Raw genomic sequence first — 15,640 nt, forward strand, 5'->3', positions numbered from 1 at the left:
GATACGTATATTGTAAATCACCATAGAAAGAGAGCCAACCTTTAGCGCGCGGATGTTCGTTCGGGCTTATCGTCAATCCACTCGCGAATGTAAGTATATTTATTTTGATATTGCTTTAACTTCGCGCGAATCTCCCAAGCCCGCCCTTGGAGTACGACAGCATTTTCCTTCAAAATAATATTTATTGAAACCACGCCTCCTTCTTTTCTAATCAGCTTGTACGTCGAGGCTCGTCGATATACATGTGATACACTTTATGAAGCTCATGGCCAAAAGATGAAAGGATGATTGTAAATGGTTGAAGAAACAGTACAAAAAGAGACGTTATATCGAGGCAAGGTCATTGATTTAGAATTACATGACGTCACTCTACCTGATGGAAATGACGCAAAAAGAGAGATTGTCCGGCATCCTGGAGCAGTTGGAATCATTACAATTGATAACGACGGTCGAATCATTCTCGTCAAACAATATCGAAAAGCACTCGGGAAAGTGATCTATGAAATTCCAGCCGGAAAAAAAGAGCCGGGTGAAGACAGTCTCACAACAGCAAAGCGCGAGTTAGAAGAAGAGACTGGCTATCAGGCGGAACAATGGAAGGAAGTGACGTCGTTTTATACGTCGCCGGGGTTTGCCGATGAGATCATCGAGCTCTATGAAGCTCGCGACATTCAAGAAAGCCATCAATTAAGTTTAGATGAGGATGAATTCATAGAGGTTATTGCTGTCACTCTGGAGGAGGCGAAGGCACTTTTGCATCAGCAGCTTATCCATGATGCAAAAACGGCATATGCTCTCCTTTATTTGGACATTCAAGCCCAACAATCTTAAAGGCATGTCCTGCTTTCTTTTCTCATAGAATCAAAAAGGAATGAGAAATGAAAGGAAGGATGACCATGGCATCGTCTTTTCAAAAGGAATTGACGTATCAAATTCGCCAGCATCAGTCATTATTACTCTTCACAGCCACGCTTGTATTTGTCGGTATTATTTTTGGGGCAATTGTCGTCAATAGTTTGACTGCTGTACAAAAGGAAGATTTATTTCAATACATTGGCCGCTTTTTTACCGATGTAGAAAATCATCATCTTGTCGATGCGACTATTGTGTATAAGCAAAGCTTTTGGCTTGATGTACAAACGATAGGACTCATGTGGCTGTTAGGTTTGTCTGTCATTGGTGCTCCAATTGTTATGGCTCTTGTATTTGTAAAAGGTGTTTTTATTGGCTTTACAGTCGGATTTCTCGTTTCACAAATGGGCTGGCAAGGCGTTGGCTTGGCTGCTGCAGCTGTAATGCCGCAAAATATGCTCATTGTTCCTGTTTACGTATGCTGTGCTGCCTGTGCCGTTGCTGTTTCGGTGCAAATGATAAAAAACCAGCTCTCCTCGAGACAACAAGTTCCATTTTTTCCGATGTTAAGGAAATACACGATGGCGATGGCGTTATTATGCTTAACCTTTACAGCCTCTGCGGGTATCGAAGCATGGATGAGCCCGTTCTTTATGAGAATGATTATCGGTGGGTGATTCAATAAAATTTGTGATCTCAATTACAAGTTAATAATCATTATAATTTGACAGGCTTTCTCATTCTCAATATAATAGTTTCAGAGACGTAAGAGGGAGGACGGCACTTTGGAACTAGAAAATCGTATTGATCGGATTAAAAAGCAGCTTCATCAGCAAAGCTATAAGCTTACGCCACAACGGGAAGCAACAGTGCGTGTCTTACTTGAGCATGAGGAAGATCATTTAAGCGCAGAGGATGTCTATTTACTTGTCAAAGAAAAAGCGCCAGAAATTGGTTTGGCGACAGTGTACCGCACTTTGGAGCTGCTAACTGAACTTAAAATTGTCGATAAAATTAATTTTGGAGATGGTGTTTCACGCTTCGATTTGCGCAAAGAGGGTGCAGATCACTTTCATCATCACCTCGTTTGTATTGAGTGTGGGAAGGTGGAAGAAATTGAGGAAGATTTGTTAGAGGACGTTGAAAAAGTTGTTGAAAGAGATTTTTACTTTAAAGTAAAAGACCATCGCCTCACATTTCACGGGATTTGCAAAACGTGTCAAGGGAAGTCATAGACGACGTATAAAATGTCCTCTTATGGTTATACCTGGAATTATCTAATGTTTTAAGGAGGAAAGGCGTGAATTCCAGGTGATTAAACTGTGGCGGACGTGTCGGCTGTTTCTTCTTTTCACTTTGTTTTTAACGTTGTTTTATTTTGCAATGGTCTGGGTGGAGAGCGAGTACGGCTATTATAAAAAAATCGATATGTCACCAGAAAAAACGACGATAGAAAAAGTGGAGATGGCACCAGGAAATGAGCTAGTCTATATACATCAAAATAGGGAGTAGAGCTAAGTGGATGAAGCTAAAGAGACATTTCTTGAGTTTTTGACTGTAGAAAAAGGCTTAGCGAATAACACAATTTTATCCTATGAACGTGACATTGGTTCGTATTTAAACCATTTGCTACACGTTCAGCAGGTCAATGACATCACGAAGACGACGAGAGCTCATGTTTTAGCATATCTTGAATTTTTACATGAAAAAGGTCGGGCAGAAACAACAGTGGCACGAACGATTGCTTCTTTGCGATCATTTTATCAGTTTTTATTACGAGAGCAATGGATGCAAAACGATCCGACCATCCATTTAGATACACCGAAAACAGGAAGAAAGCTACCAAAGGTTTTGTCGAGTGAAGAAGTCGAGGCACTTTTATCCTTTACAAATGCCCACTCAACGCATCTTGATCGTGATCGAGCGATGCTTGAATTGATTTATGCCACTGGCTTGCGGGTAAGTGAATTAACCGCGCTAAATGTCACAGATGTACATATGACAATGGGCTTTGTCCAATGTTTAGGAAAAGGAAATAAAGAACGAATTATTCCACTCGGTCGGATGGCAGCGGAAGCATTAAGCAATTATTTAGATCATGAACGTCCGCACGTTCTCAAAAACACGCAAGAAAATGCGTTGTTTTTAAATCATCATGGCAAACGCTTAAGCCGACAAGGCTTTTGGAAGATTTTAAAAAAACGAGCGAGAGAAGCGCATATTGAAAAAGATATTACGCCCCATACTTTGCGCCACTCATTTGCTACTCATTTGTTAGAAAATGGAGCTGATTTACGAGCGGTTCAAGAAATGCTCGGTCATGCGGATATTTCAACGACACAAATCTATACCCATGTCTCCAAGGTTCGTTTGCGAGACATATATGCCCAGCATCATCCGAGAGCTTAACGGTTCTGAGGGCGCAAAACCTAAAGTGTAGACGAGACAGTTGTTTACACTTTTTTTGCTGCGCACAATTTCTTTATTGTCATAGAAGCGCTATTGTCGCTGTCGTAGCACGTGAATCATTGATGATAAACGAGGGCTCATCGTCAGCATGTTTGTCCATCAGTTGCCCTCTTCTTTTAAGAGGGGGTTTTTGAATAGCGTATCGAACCGTTCAAAACTATGCATCATAGACGTGGACGACTTATAATGGAATTAACGACGAAAGAAAGCGGGTGACTCAACATGAATCGACCGTTTCAGAGAATGGTGATGATTGTTTTAGATTCGGTAGGGATTGGTGCGGCTCATGATGCGCAATCGTTTGGCGACCAAGGAGCGCATACACTCGGCCATATTGCTTCATCTCAAGGAGGTCTATATTTACCTCATCTTGCTTCGATGGGTCTTGGTCATTTGGCGCCAATTGACGGTGTACCACGCGTAGAATATCCGACGGCGCATTACACGGTGATGAAGCCTGCGGCGAATGGCAAGGATACGATGACAGGGCATTGGGAATTCATGGGGGTTCAAGTGTCGTCCCCATTTCAAACGTACCCTGAGGGATTTCCGACTGAGTTAATTCGCCGGATTGAAGCGTATTCGGGTCGGCGCGTGATTGGAAATACACCGGCATCAGGGACAGAGATTATTCAGCGTTATGGGCACGAGCAGCTCCAAAGCGGGGCCTTAATCGTTTATACGTCTGCTGATTCAGTTTTACAAATAGCAGCCCACGAAGAAGTGATCCCTATTGATGAGCTGTATGATATTTGTCGCGAGATTCGCACGTGGACAACGGAGCCACCATATTTAGTCGGTAGGATTATTGCCCGTCCATATATAGGCGAGGAAGGTCATTTTGTCAGAACGAGCCGACGACGAGATTTTGCCTTAAAGCCATTTGGTGTGACGTCAATGAACTTGTTGCAAGATGCCGGTTTACACGTGACAGCGATCGGTAAAATTACCGATATTTACGATGGAGAAGGGATTACAACATCGGTGAAAACGTCCTCTAATGATGATGGAGTAGATCAGACGATCCGTGTCTTGCAAAGTTCATCTGAACGGGGCTTTATTTTCTGTAATCTCGTTGACTTTGATGCTTTGTACGGTCATCGGCGTGATCCAAAAGGGTATAAAGAGGCATTGGAAGCCTTTGACCGCCGACTTCCTGAAATCGTCCAATGCTTATCCGAGCACGACTGTTTGCTCATTACGGCTGACCACGGAAATGATCCGACGTTTCGTGGCACCGATCACACAAGGGAAAATGTTCCGCTTCTTGTTTATTCACCGCGTATAAACACGGGAAGACATATTCGTGAGCGTGAGACTTTTAGTGATATAGGCGCGACCATATGTGACAATTTCAAAGTATCTTTCTCGCATCCTGGGACAAGCTTTCTCAGTGGACTTGAGCGTGAGCCGTTTGAACAATAAATTTTTTGGATAGATAAAAGAGGAGGCATTGTCATGGACAATGAGTGGGAGCTTGCGGCCGAAGCAGCATCATGGATTCAAAAACAAACAGAAGCGAAGGTCACCGTCGGAGCCGTGCTCGGTTCCGGGCTGGGTCGATTTGCGGAGGAGTTAAGTGACGAAGTGAGCTTTTCGTTTGCGGATATTCCGGGCTTTTTACCTTCGACCGTCGCGGGGCATGCCGGACGTTTAATCATCGGTTACTATGATGGCGTTCCGATGTGTGTGATGCAAGGAAGGTATCATTATTACGAGGGGCACGCGATGAAAGAGATGACCTTTCCAATTCGTGTCATGTGGATGCTTGGATGCCGTCATTTAATTGTAACGAATGCTTGTGGGGGAATGAACGGAGCATTTTCGCCAGGACACTTTATGCTGATCACAGACCATATCAATCAGATGGGGGATCATCCGTTAAGAGGGGCGAATGATGAGCGCTTCGGCCCGCGTTTTCCGGATCTATCCTCAGCTTATGACTCACAATGGCAGGATTGGGCGCGAGAAGCCGCCAGAGAAAAGGACATTCCCTTGCATGAAGGGGTGTATGCGGCAATTTCTGGTCCGTCATATTTAACCCATGCGGAGCTAAAGATGCTTGCCATGCTTGGCGGTGACGCTGTCGGTATGTCGACGGTGCCTGAGGTGATCGTTGCTCGCCATATGGGCATGCGAGTTTTAGGGTTATCATGTGTAACGGACATGGCGCTTGGCGATGCAGAGGAAGCGCTCACGCATGAAGAAGTGATTGCTGTCGCAGCAGAAGCAGAAGGGAATTTTGTTAACTTATTAAAAGGGATTCTCCAGCGCGGAAAGGAGTCAAAATGATGATTCGCATGATCGATTTGATTGAAAAGAAACGAGACGGGAAGGCATTAACAGCGGACGAAATGAAAGCGCTCGTCAAAGGGTATACAGCGGGTGAAATCCCTGATTATCAAATGAGTGCTTTTCTCATGACCATCTATTACAAAGGAATGACCGCTCAGGAAGTATCTGTGTTAACGGAGGAAATGGCATACTCTGGAGATACGCTCGATTTTTCCGAGGTCGGTACCCGACGGTAGACAAGCATTCTACTGGTGGCGTTGGAGATAAAACGACGCTTATTGTCGCGCCCATTGTCGCAAGCTGTGGTGTTGTCGTGCCGAAAATGTCTGGTCGTGGTCTTGGCCATACGGGCGGTACGGTAGACAAACTTGAGGCGATACCCGGGTTTCAAACGGCCGCTTCTCACGATGAATTTCAACACTTGCTAAAAACACATCAGATGGCGCTCGTCGGTCAAACACAGGACCTCGCACCTGCGGATAAACAAATTTACGCACTGCGTGATGTGACAGCAACAGTTGAGTCCATCCCTTTAATCGCAAGCTCGGTCATGAGTAAAAAGATTGCTGCTGGGGCAAAAGGAATTGTACTGGACGTAAAAGTGGGGTCAGGTGCTTTTATGAAGACGGTTGACGAAGCAACAGCACTTGCTGAGACGATGGTGACGATCGGTACGCGCCTTGGTCGTAAAACTATTGCACTGTTAACGAATATGGATCAACCACTTGGTCGCACTGTCGGTAATCTCCTTGAAGTCGAAGAAGCGATTGAGACGTTGCGTGGTGGAGGTCCCGAAGATTTAACCGAGCTGTCTGTACTTTTGAGCACTCATATGCTGATGTCTGTTGATGACTCATTATCATTTGACCAGGCGAAAGAAAAAGTTGACCACGCGGTACAAAGCGGCGACGCGTTGGAGCGGTTTATCCAATATGCAGTCGACCGTGGTGCAAGCGCTGACGCATTCGATGACTTTGCGCCGTTATATGAAGGTGTTGAACGTATCTCTATTTACCCAACAGAAAGTGGCTATCTCCACCGTTTTGATGCACAGCTTGTTGGAAAAGCGGCAATGCGTCTAGGGGCAGGGCGTGCGCACAAAGATAGTATCATTGATCCTGCTGTAGGGATTCGCTTATTTAAAAAAGTTGGCGATCCGCTTCATACCGACGAACCGTGGGCGGAAATGTACGTCAAGGAAACCAGTGATGTTAGAACGGCGCGGGACGAGCTACAGCAAAGCATAACGATTAATCAAACGCCTCCCGATCAACCGACCCTTCTTTTTAAAACGATACAGTAAGCTGAAAGTGCTAAACCCTTTTAATGGCCATGCTAACGATGGCGAATAAAAGGGTTTTTTTAGTTAAGTAAAAGTCAGGCTGTTTGCTCGTCAAAGCGTATAAGTGACCTTCAATTTGGAAATAATGGAGACAGGAAGAATGGAGGTCATATAAGGATGAGAAATCGTTTAAAACAGATGGGTGTAATGGTATGTCTTGCAGTAATGGTTGGTAGTTTAGTTCCTATGCAGGCGTCTGCAGAAGAGATGGAGCTAACACCGAAAGCAACTTCAGCACTATTAATGGAACAATCGTCTGGACAGATATTATATGAAAAAAGCAGTGAAGAAAAGCTGCCCCCAGCCTCAATGACTAAAATTATGACGATGCTTCTAATCATGGAAGCGATTGATAAGGGTCAGGTCGCATTGGATGAAGATGTCACAGCAAGTGAGTACGCTGCGTCGATGGGTGGCTCGCAAATCTTTTTAGAAGCTGGTGAAACGATGACGGTCGAGGAGCTGCTCAAAGGCGTGGCGATCGCCTCAGGTAACGATGCATCCGTTGCACTTGCCGAGCACCTCGCTGGTTCAGAGGAAGCTTTTGTTGCGAAAATGAATGAACGGGTAAAAGAGCTAGGTCTGGAGAACACACATTTTAAAAATACGACTGGTCTGCCAGCAGAAGGTCACTACTCAACAGCACGAGATATGGCTGAAATGGCAAAAGCCCTGCTAGAATACGAACAAATAACGGATTTTACTAGCTTGTATGAAGATCATTTACGTCAAGACACAGAAGATCCGTTTTGGCTTGTGAATACGAATCGCTTAGTGAAATTTTACGAAGGAGCAGATGGGTTAAAAACAGGCTATACGTCAGAAGCAAAATATTGCCTGACCGCAACAGCGAAGCGAAATGATATGAGGGTTATTGCTGTCGTCATGGGAGCGCCGACATCAAAAGAACGCAATGCGCAAGTTGTAAAAATGTTTGATTATGCCTTTAACCGGTTTGAAACACATGAGATGTATGCGGAAAATGAAAAGGTCGGCACAGTTCGCATTGAAAAAGGAGCAAGACAAACCGTTGACGCGGTAACTGATGATCGTGTCATCGTTATGCTTCCAAAAGGCGCAGATGCCGCGGAATTAAAACGATTTGTAACGTTAAAAAGCACAGTAGATGCGCCGCTGACAAAAGGACAGGATATCGGTGAAGTGACAATTAAGCAAGGGGATCGTGTGCTCGCAAAGGCACCATTGATCATTCAAGAAGATGTACCAAAAGCCTCGTGGTGGACGTTGTTTAAACGATCGATTGAACGTATCGCTCGCCCGTAGTCATCGCAGTGTCATAAAAGAGCGAAGTTCCGCGATTTTTCACATCCTTTGTCAACAACAAGGACTTTCACCTGCCCATGACGAAAAAAGCTCATAACTCAACGATGAAGGGAGCGTTTTTAGTCAATGGGCTTAGTGGTGGATACGGAAGTGAAAAATAATGTACTATGTGTGCGCCTAGTAGGGGAGCTCGATCATCATGCGGCAGATGAGCTGCGAGAAACTTTAGTCAATCGTATTGCCAAACATGATACGAAACATATTGTTTTTAATTTAGAAGGACTTTCGTTTATGGATAGTTCAGGGCTTGGCGTCATCTTAGGACGCTATAAACAAGTGCAGAGCATAGGGGGCAGGGTGTATGTTTGTGCAATATCCGCTCCTGTGCGACGCCTTTTTGACATGTCAGGGATGTTTAAAATTTTGACGCTTGCCGATGATGAAGATCGATGCTTAGAAGCTTTGGGGGTGGCGTAAATGAGAAACGAAATGCATATTACCTTTTCAGCCCGAAGTGAAAACGAATCATTTGCCCGCGTGGCAGTCGCTTCTTTTATTGCCCACGTTAATCCGACTTTGGATGAAATGACTGAGATTAAAACTGTCGTTTCAGAAGCCGTCACGAATGCAATCATTCATGGTTACGATCATGATGACCAAAAGATGATTCAATTGTCAGCCGTTTTGGAAGACGGCAAGGTAGACATCGTCATCCGCGACGAAGGGCATGGTATTGAAAATATTCATGAAGCGATGCAGCCGTTGTATTCTTCAAAACCGGAGCTTGAGCGCTCGGGCATGGGCTTTACGATTATGGAAAACTTTATGGACGAAGTCAGCGTCGATTCTGGTCCGGGTCAAGGAACAGTAGTCCGTCTGACAAAATATTTTGCCGCCAAAAAAGCGCTCAGCCAGTAAGGAGATATTAGCCTATGGACGTGGATCTCAAAAAACAGGCAGGCTTTCTCAAAGATGAAGAAGTGAAAGCACTTATTGAGGCCAGTCAAACGGGCGATCAAGCAGCGAGAGATCGAATTGTGCAAAAAAATGTTCGCCTCGTATGGTCTGTTGTGCAACGGTTTTTAAATCGAGGATACGATCAAGACGATTTATTCCAAATTGGCTGCATCGGTCTATTAAAATCCGTTGATAAATTCGATTTAAGCTATGACGTAAAATTTTCAACATACGCTGTCCCGATGATTATTGGGGAAATTCAGCGCTTTATACGCGATGATGGGACAGTAAAGGTCAGTCGCTCACTAAAGGAAACAGGAAATAAAATCCGTCGTGTGCGGGACGAAATGACAAAGGAGCTTGGGCGGTCGCCGACCATCACTGAAATAGCTGAGAAATTGGAGCTGTCAACTGAGGATGTCGTTATGGCTCAAGAAGCAAGCCGGAATCCATCGTCTATTCATGAAACGGTTTACGAAAATGATGGTGACCCAATCACTTTATTAGATCAGATCGCTGACGATACTCAGCATAAATGGTTTGATCAAATATCTTTAGAAGAAACCATCCGCGGTCTGGATGAACGAGAACGTCTCATTATTTACTTGCGGTATTATAAAGATCAAACGCAATCTGAGGTTGCCAATCGGCTGGGCATTTCGCAAGTTCAAGTGTCGCGGCTGGAAAAGAAAATTTTAGAACATATGAAAGAACAGATGGGATCGTAAGCTCAGCCTTTTGGCAAACGCTTTCATCCGCCGCCTCGCTCGTCCTCTCAGAAACAATTGGTTCTAATTGAATTATCGCTCGCCTTCATGACTGGTTGAAAAATAGAAGAATGACGCTATGAACAAAAGATTGTGGGCAAAGTCACGAATTTACTTTGTCTACACTGTGGCAGATGGGATGACAACTTCCCACTGCCTTTTTTGCGTTGAAGAAAAGACAGTCTCTTTAAACAAGTTCTTTAGAACATGAATGAGAGACGTGGACGTGTCTCATACTAAGACTGAGGGACAAGGAGGTGGCTTTTCGTGAACGGATCTCAGGAGATTTACATTCGCATGCGTCAGCGTACGATCGTACAACCAGGGGCAAAGGTGTACCTGACTGACATTGCCCAATGCATTGCCGCTGAAGAACGTTATGAAAAATTGCAACATCAAGTTGTTCACCACGTCACAGCGGCGGACAAAAATCTCATTGTCATTGACGCCATGCAAGTCATACGTATGATTCGGAAGATTTACCCTGATGCAGCGATCCAGACGATTGGACCTTCACAAACCATTATTGTCGTTCACTACAAAAAGAGAAAAATGTCACCGTTACTATTCATTTTTGTATGGTTATTGCTGTTTGTAGGTGCAGGCCTAGCAATTATGAACTTTCATGAGGATGTCAGCATGCGAGCTGTGCATGAAAAATTTTTATTTGATTACTGGAGAAAATAATGAAGAGCCTTTGCTTTTACAAATCCCATACTCGATCGGACTTGGACTCGGTATGATCTTATTTTTTAATCACATATTTAAAAAGCGCATTAATGAAGAGCCAAGTCCGCTCGAAGTTGAAATGTTTAAATACCAGCAGGATCTCGATTCGTATACCGCCATTCATGAAAATAAAGAAAGTGAAAAAAAAGATGTGGATTAACCTATTCATTGCTTTTGCTGGTCTTGCTGGTGGTGTGGCCGTCGGAACTGGTTTTGTCGCTTTTTTAAGTGTGCTTGGCATTTTGCCTCGATTAATGCAGCTGACGAAAACAGAAGGACAAATGAAGGCTTATGAATGGGCGATTGTTTCTGGAACATTGTTTAGCACTTGGGCAAGCTTTCGGCCATTTCCAATGGGCGGGCCTGACTGGATCAACCTCCCTGTGGGGCTGCTTGCTGGCATTTTTATCGGCATGCTTGCTGCGGCATTAACGGAAGTACTTAATGTCTTTCCGCTGTTAGCGAAACGAATCGGCTTAGATGGGCAAATCATCTGGCTGCTGATGGCTTTAGTGTTTGGCAAGATCGCCGGGTCGTTATTTCACTGGCTGATATTTATACATTAAGTGAGGAGGGACACCCCATGAAGCCTACGTTTACAATTTTTGTGACAGATGGCGATGAATATGCTGAGAAAAATGTGCACTATGCAGCACGTAAATATGGGGCAGCTTGCATCTCAGTGTCAAGTGGTAACCCGACGATGATGACGGGAAAAGAACTCCTTCAAGTAATGGCGCAAACAGAAGAACGTTTGCAGTTCATTATGTTTGATGATTGTGGGCTAGCAGGCGAAGGGCCCGGGGAGCAGGCGATGTTAGAGATCGCTGCTCATCAAGATGTGCGTGTCCTCGGTGTGATCGCGGTCGCTTCAAAAACAAGAAGGGGCGATGGGGAATGGGCAAGCGTTGATGTGTCTGTCGATCGCTATGGCAAGTTGACACATCATGCTATAGATAAAAGTGGTTTGCCGGATATTGAAGTCGGGCGCGTCTATGGAGATACTGTCGATTGCCTTGAGAAGCTACGCCCAGCAACGATTGTCGGCATTGGAGATATTGGGAAAATGGACGGTCGAGATACAGTCGAACGAGGAGCGCCGATTACGTGCCAGGCGATTGAACTTATTTTAGAAAGGAGTGGGTTTCAGGATGACAGATGAAGAACAAAAACAAACACCACTCAGCAGTCGCGTCAAAGACATCGAGCAATACTTTACGAAGCATCTTGGAATGAATGTTTCCTTTGATATAGGTGTAAGAAAGCTCAGGGTGATGGATACCCATATTCACATATATTATGTCACGGGTTTATGCGATTCCCAAATCGTTTCAGAGATCATTGAAGAATTACTTCACTTGAACGAAAATGAAAAGCATGGTGCTAGTGAAGTAAAGGCAGCCATTCACAACCGTTTAGTTCATCAACAAGTTACCCCGGTAAAAACTTATGATGAAGCAGCGGATGAAGTGCTGTCAGGGCTTATTTTTGTAGCAATTGATGGTAGAACGGAAGGGTTTGCCATTGATGTACGTAATTATCCGGGGAGAAGCCCAGAAGAACCAGACACAGAAAAAGTCGTCCGTGGGTCTCGAGACGGTTTTACAGAAAACATCATCGAAAACACGGCAATGACAAGGCGAAGAATTCGTGATGAGCGGCTTCGTTTCCAAATGATGCAAATCGGAGAGCGTTCAAAAACAGATGTTTGTATTGCTTACTTAGAAGACGTTGCTGATGAAGAGAGAATACGTATTATCCGTAATAAGTTAGACACGATTGACATTGACGGGCTGCCAATGTCAGATAAGACAGTGGAAGAATTTCTCGTCAATCAAGGCTATAACCCATTCCCGCTAGTACGGTATACGGAACGACCAGATGTTGCTTCATCCCACTTGCTTGAAGGGCACGTGCTGGTTTTCGTCGACACGTCGCCAAGTGTCATTATTACGCCGACGACTTTTTTTCACCATGTCCAACACGCCGAAGAATTTCGCCAAGTGCCGACGATGGGAGCCTTTTATCGGTGGATTCGTTTCTTTGGGATGATCGCATCGTTATTACTAACCCCACTTTGGTTTTTATTTGTGCTTGATCCGAGCTTGCTCGCGGAAGAGCTTGGTTTTATCGGGCCAAGTGAGGCGACCAATATCCCGATTGTTGCTCAGCTGCTATTGGCCGATTTCGGTATTGATTTAATGCGAATGGCCGCGATCCATACACCTGCCCCACTTTCAACAGCGATGGGCTTAATTGCCGCAGTGCTCATTGGGCAAATTGCGATTGAGGTTGGGCTATTTACGAATGAAGTCATTTTATATGTCGCTGTCGCCGCCATCGGCTCTTTTGCAACGCCAAGCTATGAATTAGGTGTTGCCAATAAAATTGCGCGGCTCATTTTTATCATTAGTGTATTCTTTTTCCAAGTACCAGGGCTTGTCATTGCATTAACGGTCTTTGTTTTATTTCTTGCTTCCATTCGCAGCTTGGAAACGCCTTATTTATGGCCGCTTCTCCCATTTAACCCGAAAGCTTTATGGCATGTGCTGATGAGAGTAACTGTGCCGCTGTCAAATACGAGACCGAGTATTGTGAAGCCACGCAATCGAAAAAGCCAGCCAGTGAAGTAAGAGCGTTTGCATCTCTTTACTTAACTGTGGTAAAGTTTTAACAAGTTTGTACTACTTTGAAAGTATAAGGGACGATGACGATGGAGCAATTTCAACATACGAATGAACGTGGACATTTATTGATTGGTGGCATGGATGCCATCGATTTGGCTGAAGAGTACCAAACGCCTTTGATCGCTTATGACGTTAATGAAATTCGTGCACAAGCCGCGCGCATGCATAAAGCTTTCCAAAAGCGAGACCTGTCCTATCAAATCGCCTATGCAAGCAAAGCTTTTTCATGCGTAGCGATGGTACAGCTCGCCATGGAAGAAAAGTTAAGCTTGGACGTCGTGTCAGCAGGAGAACTCTACACGGCGTTAAAAGCTGGCTATCCTGCGGAAAACATTCATTTTCACGGGAATAATAAAAGTCACGAAGAGTTGACGATGGCGGTTGATGCGGGCATTGGCTGTGTCGTCGTAGACAATTTTTACGAGCTCACGCTTCTTGACGGCATCTGTGAAGAAAAAAAGCGAGCAGTGTCTGTTCTTCTCCGTGTTACGCCTGGAATTGAAGCACACACGCATGAGTATATTTTGACCGGGCAAGAAGATTCAAAGTTTGGCTTCGATATTATGAGTGGTCAAGCCGACAAAGCCTTGGAATTTACGCTACATTCAGAGCACTTAAACTGGCTTGGGGTTCACTCGCATATCGGCTCACAAATTTTTGAGCCCGATGGCTTTTTCCTCGCAACGGACAAAGTCGTCGGACTTTTAAGTCGCTGGAAGGACATCTACGGTAAGAATCCAGCGGTGTTAAACATTGGCGGTGGTTTTGGAATACGTTACACGAATGAAGATACACCACTTGAGGTCGATCAGCTGCTTGGCAATGTGCTGGATCATTTACTCGACCGTGTCAACGCTGCGCAAATGGAAATACCGGAAATATGGATTGAGCCCGGGCGTGCGCTTGTCGGTGAAGCTGCTACGACCCTTTATACGATTGGTAGTCGTAAAGATATCCCTGGCGTCCGCTCGTATGTTTCCGTTGATGGAGGAATGAGTGACAATTTACGACCGGCGCTTTATCAAGCGAAATACGAAGCCTGTTTGGCAAAACGCCCGACAGCACCTGCTGAAGAGGTCGTATCGATTGCTGGAAAATGTTGTGAAACTGGTGATATGCTCATTTGGGACGCATCATTGCCTAAAAGTGAAGCTGGGGATGTTTTAGCTGTGCCTAGTACAGGCGCATATGGATACGCTATGGCGAATCATTATAACCGTATCCCGCGACCTGCCGTAGTGTTTGTGGAAGGGGAAGAAGCGAAAGTCGTCATTCGCAGAGAAACGCTAGATGACCTTATCCGGCTTGACGAGCCTTGGACATCTGAGCAAAAGCACTCTGCAATATCTAATAAAAAGGAGATTAAAAGCATATGAAACAGGCAGTTATTACAATGGAGAATGGTCAAAAAATAAAAATTAAACTCTTTCCAGAGGAAGCACCCATCACAGTAGAAAACTTTGAAACTTTGATTAAAAAAGGTTTTTATGATGGTTTGACTTTTCATCGTGTCATTCCCGGCTTCGTTTCTCAAGGTGGTTGCCCGATCGGCAATGGAACTGGGAATGCGGGACATACGATCAAATGTGAGGCAGAGCAAAACGTGCACAAACATGTCGCTGGGACATTGTCGATGGCGCATGCGGGCAAAGATACAGGAAGCTGTCAGTTCTTTATCGTGCATGAACCACAGCCTCACCTAGACGGTGTCCATACTGTGTTTGGTCAGGTGACCGAAGGATTAGACGTTGCGGTGGCGATGAAAATGGTGATCGCATGACTTCTGTGACGCTTGAAGAGCATGCGTAAAAAAACATTCGTTTGTTTGTCATCCTTCTGGTAGCTTCGCTGCTGTGGGGGTTCGTTGCTGCGCTGTATATTATTACAAAATAAATAAAATACATTGCTCTAGCATCATGTAACAAATTAGCGTATACTGTATGCATCCAACAGAATAATACCTTCGGGGCAGGGTGAAAATCCCGACCGGCGGTGATGGATCTTTAAATTAAGATCCTCAGTCCGTGACCCGTTTTGCACATGCAAAGCGGTGGACCTGGTGAAAATCCGGGACCGACAGTGAAAGTCTGGATGGGAGAAGGTAGGTCGTTCAGTACACCTCATTTTTTGAAAAATGAAGTTGTGCTGGGCTTCTTTAGTGACGCAAAGCATGCGGCGGCGTTTTTCTGACCGTATGATTATTATTTGTGCCTTTTTCACCCCGAACATATCGTTCGGGGTTTTATTTTTGTTTTTTG

At 44.7% G+C, this 15,640-nt stretch carries 17 protein-coding genes, 2 pseudogenes and 1 riboswitch; of the genes and pseudogenes, 18 read left to right on the forward strand and 1 reads right to left on the reverse strand.

The features are described 5' to 3' along the window. Nucleotides 1-41 precede the first annotated feature (41 nt). Nucleotides 42-194, reverse strand: coding sequence for a Z-ring formation inhibitor MciZ (mciZ, locus tag G4V62_RS01160; RefSeq protein ID WP_312855405.1), 153 nt, complete (start codon nucleotides 192-194; stop codon nucleotides 42-44). A 100-nt stretch (nucleotides 195-294) separates the two neighbouring features. Here mciZ and G4V62_RS01165 point away from each other — a divergent pair, with 100 nt between their 5' ends. The 18 genes and pseudogenes from G4V62_RS01165 to G4V62_RS01250 all read left to right on the forward strand — a co-directional run bounded on the left by G4V62_RS01165 (nucleotide 295) and on the right by G4V62_RS01250 (nucleotide 15,162). Next, nucleotides 295-831 (forward strand): NUDIX hydrolase, encoded by a 537-nt coding sequence (locus G4V62_RS01165; protein WP_165198934.1) that lies wholly within the window; start codon nucleotides 295-297, stop codon nucleotides 829-831. 65 nt (nucleotides 832-896) lie between these two features. After that, nucleotides 897-1,529: a stage II sporulation protein M gene (gene spoIIM / locus G4V62_RS01170; protein ID WP_165198935.1), complete on the forward strand. Its 633-nt coding sequence runs from the start codon at nucleotides 897-899 to the stop codon at nucleotides 1,527-1,529. Between the two features lie 108 nt (nucleotides 1,530-1,637). Beyond that, nucleotides 1,638-2,087, forward strand: a complete 450-nt coding sequence (gene fur, locus G4V62_RS01175) for a ferric iron uptake transcriptional regulator (RefSeq protein WP_165198936.1) — start codon at nucleotides 1,638-1,640, stop codon at nucleotides 2,085-2,087. Between the two features lie 76 nt (nucleotides 2,088-2,163). Continuing rightward, nucleotides 2,164-2,364, forward strand: coding sequence for a DUF4227 family protein (locus tag G4V62_RS01180; RefSeq protein WP_165198937.1), 201 nt, complete (start codon nucleotides 2,164-2,166; stop codon nucleotides 2,362-2,364). Nucleotides 2,365-2,370: 6 nt separating this feature from the next. Then, the gene (gene xerD / locus G4V62_RS01185; RefSeq protein ID WP_165198938.1) at nucleotides 2,371-3,261 is read left to right on the forward strand and encodes a site-specific tyrosine recombinase XerD; all 891 of its coding nucleotides are present in this window, start codon (nucleotides 2,371-2,373) and stop codon (nucleotides 3,259-3,261) included. Between the two features lie 282 nt (nucleotides 3,262-3,543). Further along, nucleotides 3,544-4,746: a phosphopentomutase gene (locus G4V62_RS01190; RefSeq protein WP_165198939.1), complete on the forward strand. Its 1,203-nt coding sequence runs from the start codon at nucleotides 3,544-3,546 to the stop codon at nucleotides 4,744-4,746. A 33-nt stretch (nucleotides 4,747-4,779) separates the two neighbouring features. After that, nucleotides 4,780-5,613 carry a purine-nucleoside phosphorylase gene (locus tag G4V62_RS01195; RefSeq protein WP_165198940.1) on the forward strand — a complete coding sequence of 278 codons (834 nt, stop codon included), beginning with the start codon at nucleotides 4,780-4,782 and terminating at the stop codon, nucleotides 5,611-5,613. A 2-nt stretch (nucleotides 5,614-5,615) separates the two neighbouring features. Next, a pseudogene (locus G4V62_RS01200) lies at nucleotides 5,616-6,919 on the forward strand (thymidine phosphorylase). Nucleotides 6,920-7,075: 156 nt separating this feature from the next. Further along, complete coding sequence (locus G4V62_RS01205) at nucleotides 7,076-8,242, forward strand: D-alanyl-D-alanine carboxypeptidase family protein (protein WP_165198941.1); 1,167 nt, start codon at nucleotides 7,076-7,078, stop codon at nucleotides 8,240-8,242. A 126-nt stretch (nucleotides 8,243-8,368) separates the two neighbouring features. Then, a complete protein-coding gene (gene spoIIAA, locus G4V62_RS01210) occupies nucleotides 8,369-8,719 on the forward strand; it encodes an anti-sigma F factor antagonist (RefSeq protein WP_165198942.1) in 351 nt (116 codons plus the stop codon). Further along, nucleotides 8,720-9,160 carry an anti-sigma F factor gene (gene spoIIAB / locus G4V62_RS01215; protein WP_165198943.1) on the forward strand — a complete coding sequence of 147 codons (441 nt, stop codon included), beginning with the start codon at nucleotides 8,720-8,722 and terminating at the stop codon, nucleotides 9,158-9,160. 14 nt (nucleotides 9,161-9,174) lie between these two features. Beyond that, a complete protein-coding gene (gene sigF, locus G4V62_RS01220) occupies nucleotides 9,175-9,927 on the forward strand; it encodes an RNA polymerase sporulation sigma factor SigF (protein ID WP_165198944.1) in 753 nt (250 codons plus the stop codon). A gap of 336 nt (nucleotides 9,928-10,263) precedes the next feature. Next, nucleotides 10,264-10,855, forward strand: a pseudogene (locus tag G4V62_RS01225) (stage V sporulation protein AA). Further along, the gene (locus tag G4V62_RS01230) at nucleotides 10,845-11,261 is read left to right on the forward strand and encodes a stage V sporulation protein AB (RefSeq protein WP_165198945.1); all 417 of its coding nucleotides are present in this window, start codon (nucleotides 10,845-10,847) and stop codon (nucleotides 11,259-11,261) included. The pseudogene G4V62_RS01225 and the gene G4V62_RS01230 overlap by 11 nt, the downstream one beginning before the upstream one ends. A gap of 17 nt (nucleotides 11,262-11,278) precedes the next feature. Beyond that, complete coding sequence (gene spoVAEA / locus G4V62_RS01235; protein ID WP_165198946.1) at nucleotides 11,279-11,857, forward strand: stage V sporulation protein SpoVABEA; 579 nt, start codon at nucleotides 11,279-11,281, stop codon at nucleotides 11,855-11,857. Then, nucleotides 11,847-13,328: a spore germination protein gene (locus G4V62_RS01240; protein ID WP_165198947.1), complete on the forward strand. Its 1,482-nt coding sequence runs from the start codon at nucleotides 11,847-11,849 to the stop codon at nucleotides 13,326-13,328. The genes spoVAEA and G4V62_RS01240 overlap by 11 nt, the downstream gene beginning before the upstream one ends. An 80-nt stretch (nucleotides 13,329-13,408) precedes the next feature. Continuing rightward, complete coding sequence (gene lysA, locus G4V62_RS01245) at nucleotides 13,409-14,758, forward strand: diaminopimelate decarboxylase (RefSeq protein WP_165198948.1); 1,350 nt, start codon at nucleotides 13,409-13,411, stop codon at nucleotides 14,756-14,758. Next, nucleotides 14,755-15,162, forward strand: a complete 408-nt coding sequence (locus G4V62_RS01250; RefSeq protein ID WP_165198949.1) for a peptidylprolyl isomerase — start codon at nucleotides 14,755-14,757, stop codon at nucleotides 15,160-15,162. Before lysA ends, G4V62_RS01250 begins: the two co-directional genes overlap by 4 nt. 175 nt (nucleotides 15,163-15,337) lie before the next feature. Further along, nucleotides 15,338-15,489: riboswitch (FMN riboswitch) on the forward strand. Nucleotides 15,490-15,640 lie beyond the last annotated feature (151 nt).

This window comes from Litoribacterium kuwaitense (assembly GCF_011058155.1).
In the GTDB taxonomy this organism is placed as follows: Bacteria; Bacillota; Bacilli; order Bacillales; family DSM-28697; genus Litoribacterium; species Litoribacterium kuwaitense.

What these genes read in the sequence shown, in the direction of transcription:
- spoIIAB (WP_165198943.1), top strand. Translation starts at nt 8,720, where the DNA reads ATGAGAAACGAAATGCATATTACCTTTTCAGCCCGAAGTGAAAACGAA.
- G4V62_RS01165 (WP_165198934.1), top strand. Translation starts at nt 295, where the DNA reads ATGGTTGAAGAAACAGTACAAAAAGAGACGTTATATCGAGGCAAGGTC.
- G4V62_RS01195 (WP_165198940.1), top strand. Translation starts at nt 4,780, where the DNA reads ATGGACAATGAGTGGGAGCTTGCGGCCGAAGCAGCATCATGGATTCAA.
- spoVAEA (WP_165198946.1), top strand. Translation starts at nt 11,279, where the DNA reads ATGAAGCCTACGTTTACAATTTTTGTGACAGATGGCGATGAATATGCT.
- G4V62_RS01240 (WP_165198947.1), top strand. Translation starts at nt 11,847, where the DNA reads ATGACAGATGAAGAACAAAAACAAACACCACTCAGCAGTCGCGTCAAA.
- G4V62_RS01205 (WP_165198941.1), top strand. Translation starts at nt 7,076, where the DNA reads ATGAGAAATCGTTTAAAACAGATGGGTGTAATGGTATGTCTTGCAGTA.
- spoIIAA (WP_165198942.1), top strand. Translation starts at nt 8,369, where the DNA reads ATGGGCTTAGTGGTGGATACGGAAGTGAAAAATAATGTACTATGTGTG.
- sigF (WP_165198944.1), top strand. Translation starts at nt 9,175, where the DNA reads ATGGACGTGGATCTCAAAAAACAGGCAGGCTTTCTCAAAGATGAAGAA.
- G4V62_RS01190 (WP_165198939.1), top strand. Translation starts at nt 3,544, where the DNA reads ATGAATCGACCGTTTCAGAGAATGGTGATGATTGTTTTAGATTCGGTA.
- G4V62_RS01250 (WP_165198949.1), top strand. Translation starts at nt 14,755, where the DNA reads ATGAAACAGGCAGTTATTACAATGGAGAATGGTCAAAAAATAAAAATT.
- G4V62_RS01230 (WP_165198945.1), top strand. Translation starts at nt 10,845, where the DNA reads ATGTGGATTAACCTATTCATTGCTTTTGCTGGTCTTGCTGGTGGTGTG.
- spoIIM (WP_165198935.1), top strand. Translation starts at nt 897, where the DNA reads ATGGCATCGTCTTTTCAAAAGGAATTGACGTATCAAATTCGCCAGCAT.
- lysA (WP_165198948.1), top strand. Translation starts at nt 13,409, where the DNA reads ATGGAGCAATTTCAACATACGAATGAACGTGGACATTTATTGATTGGT.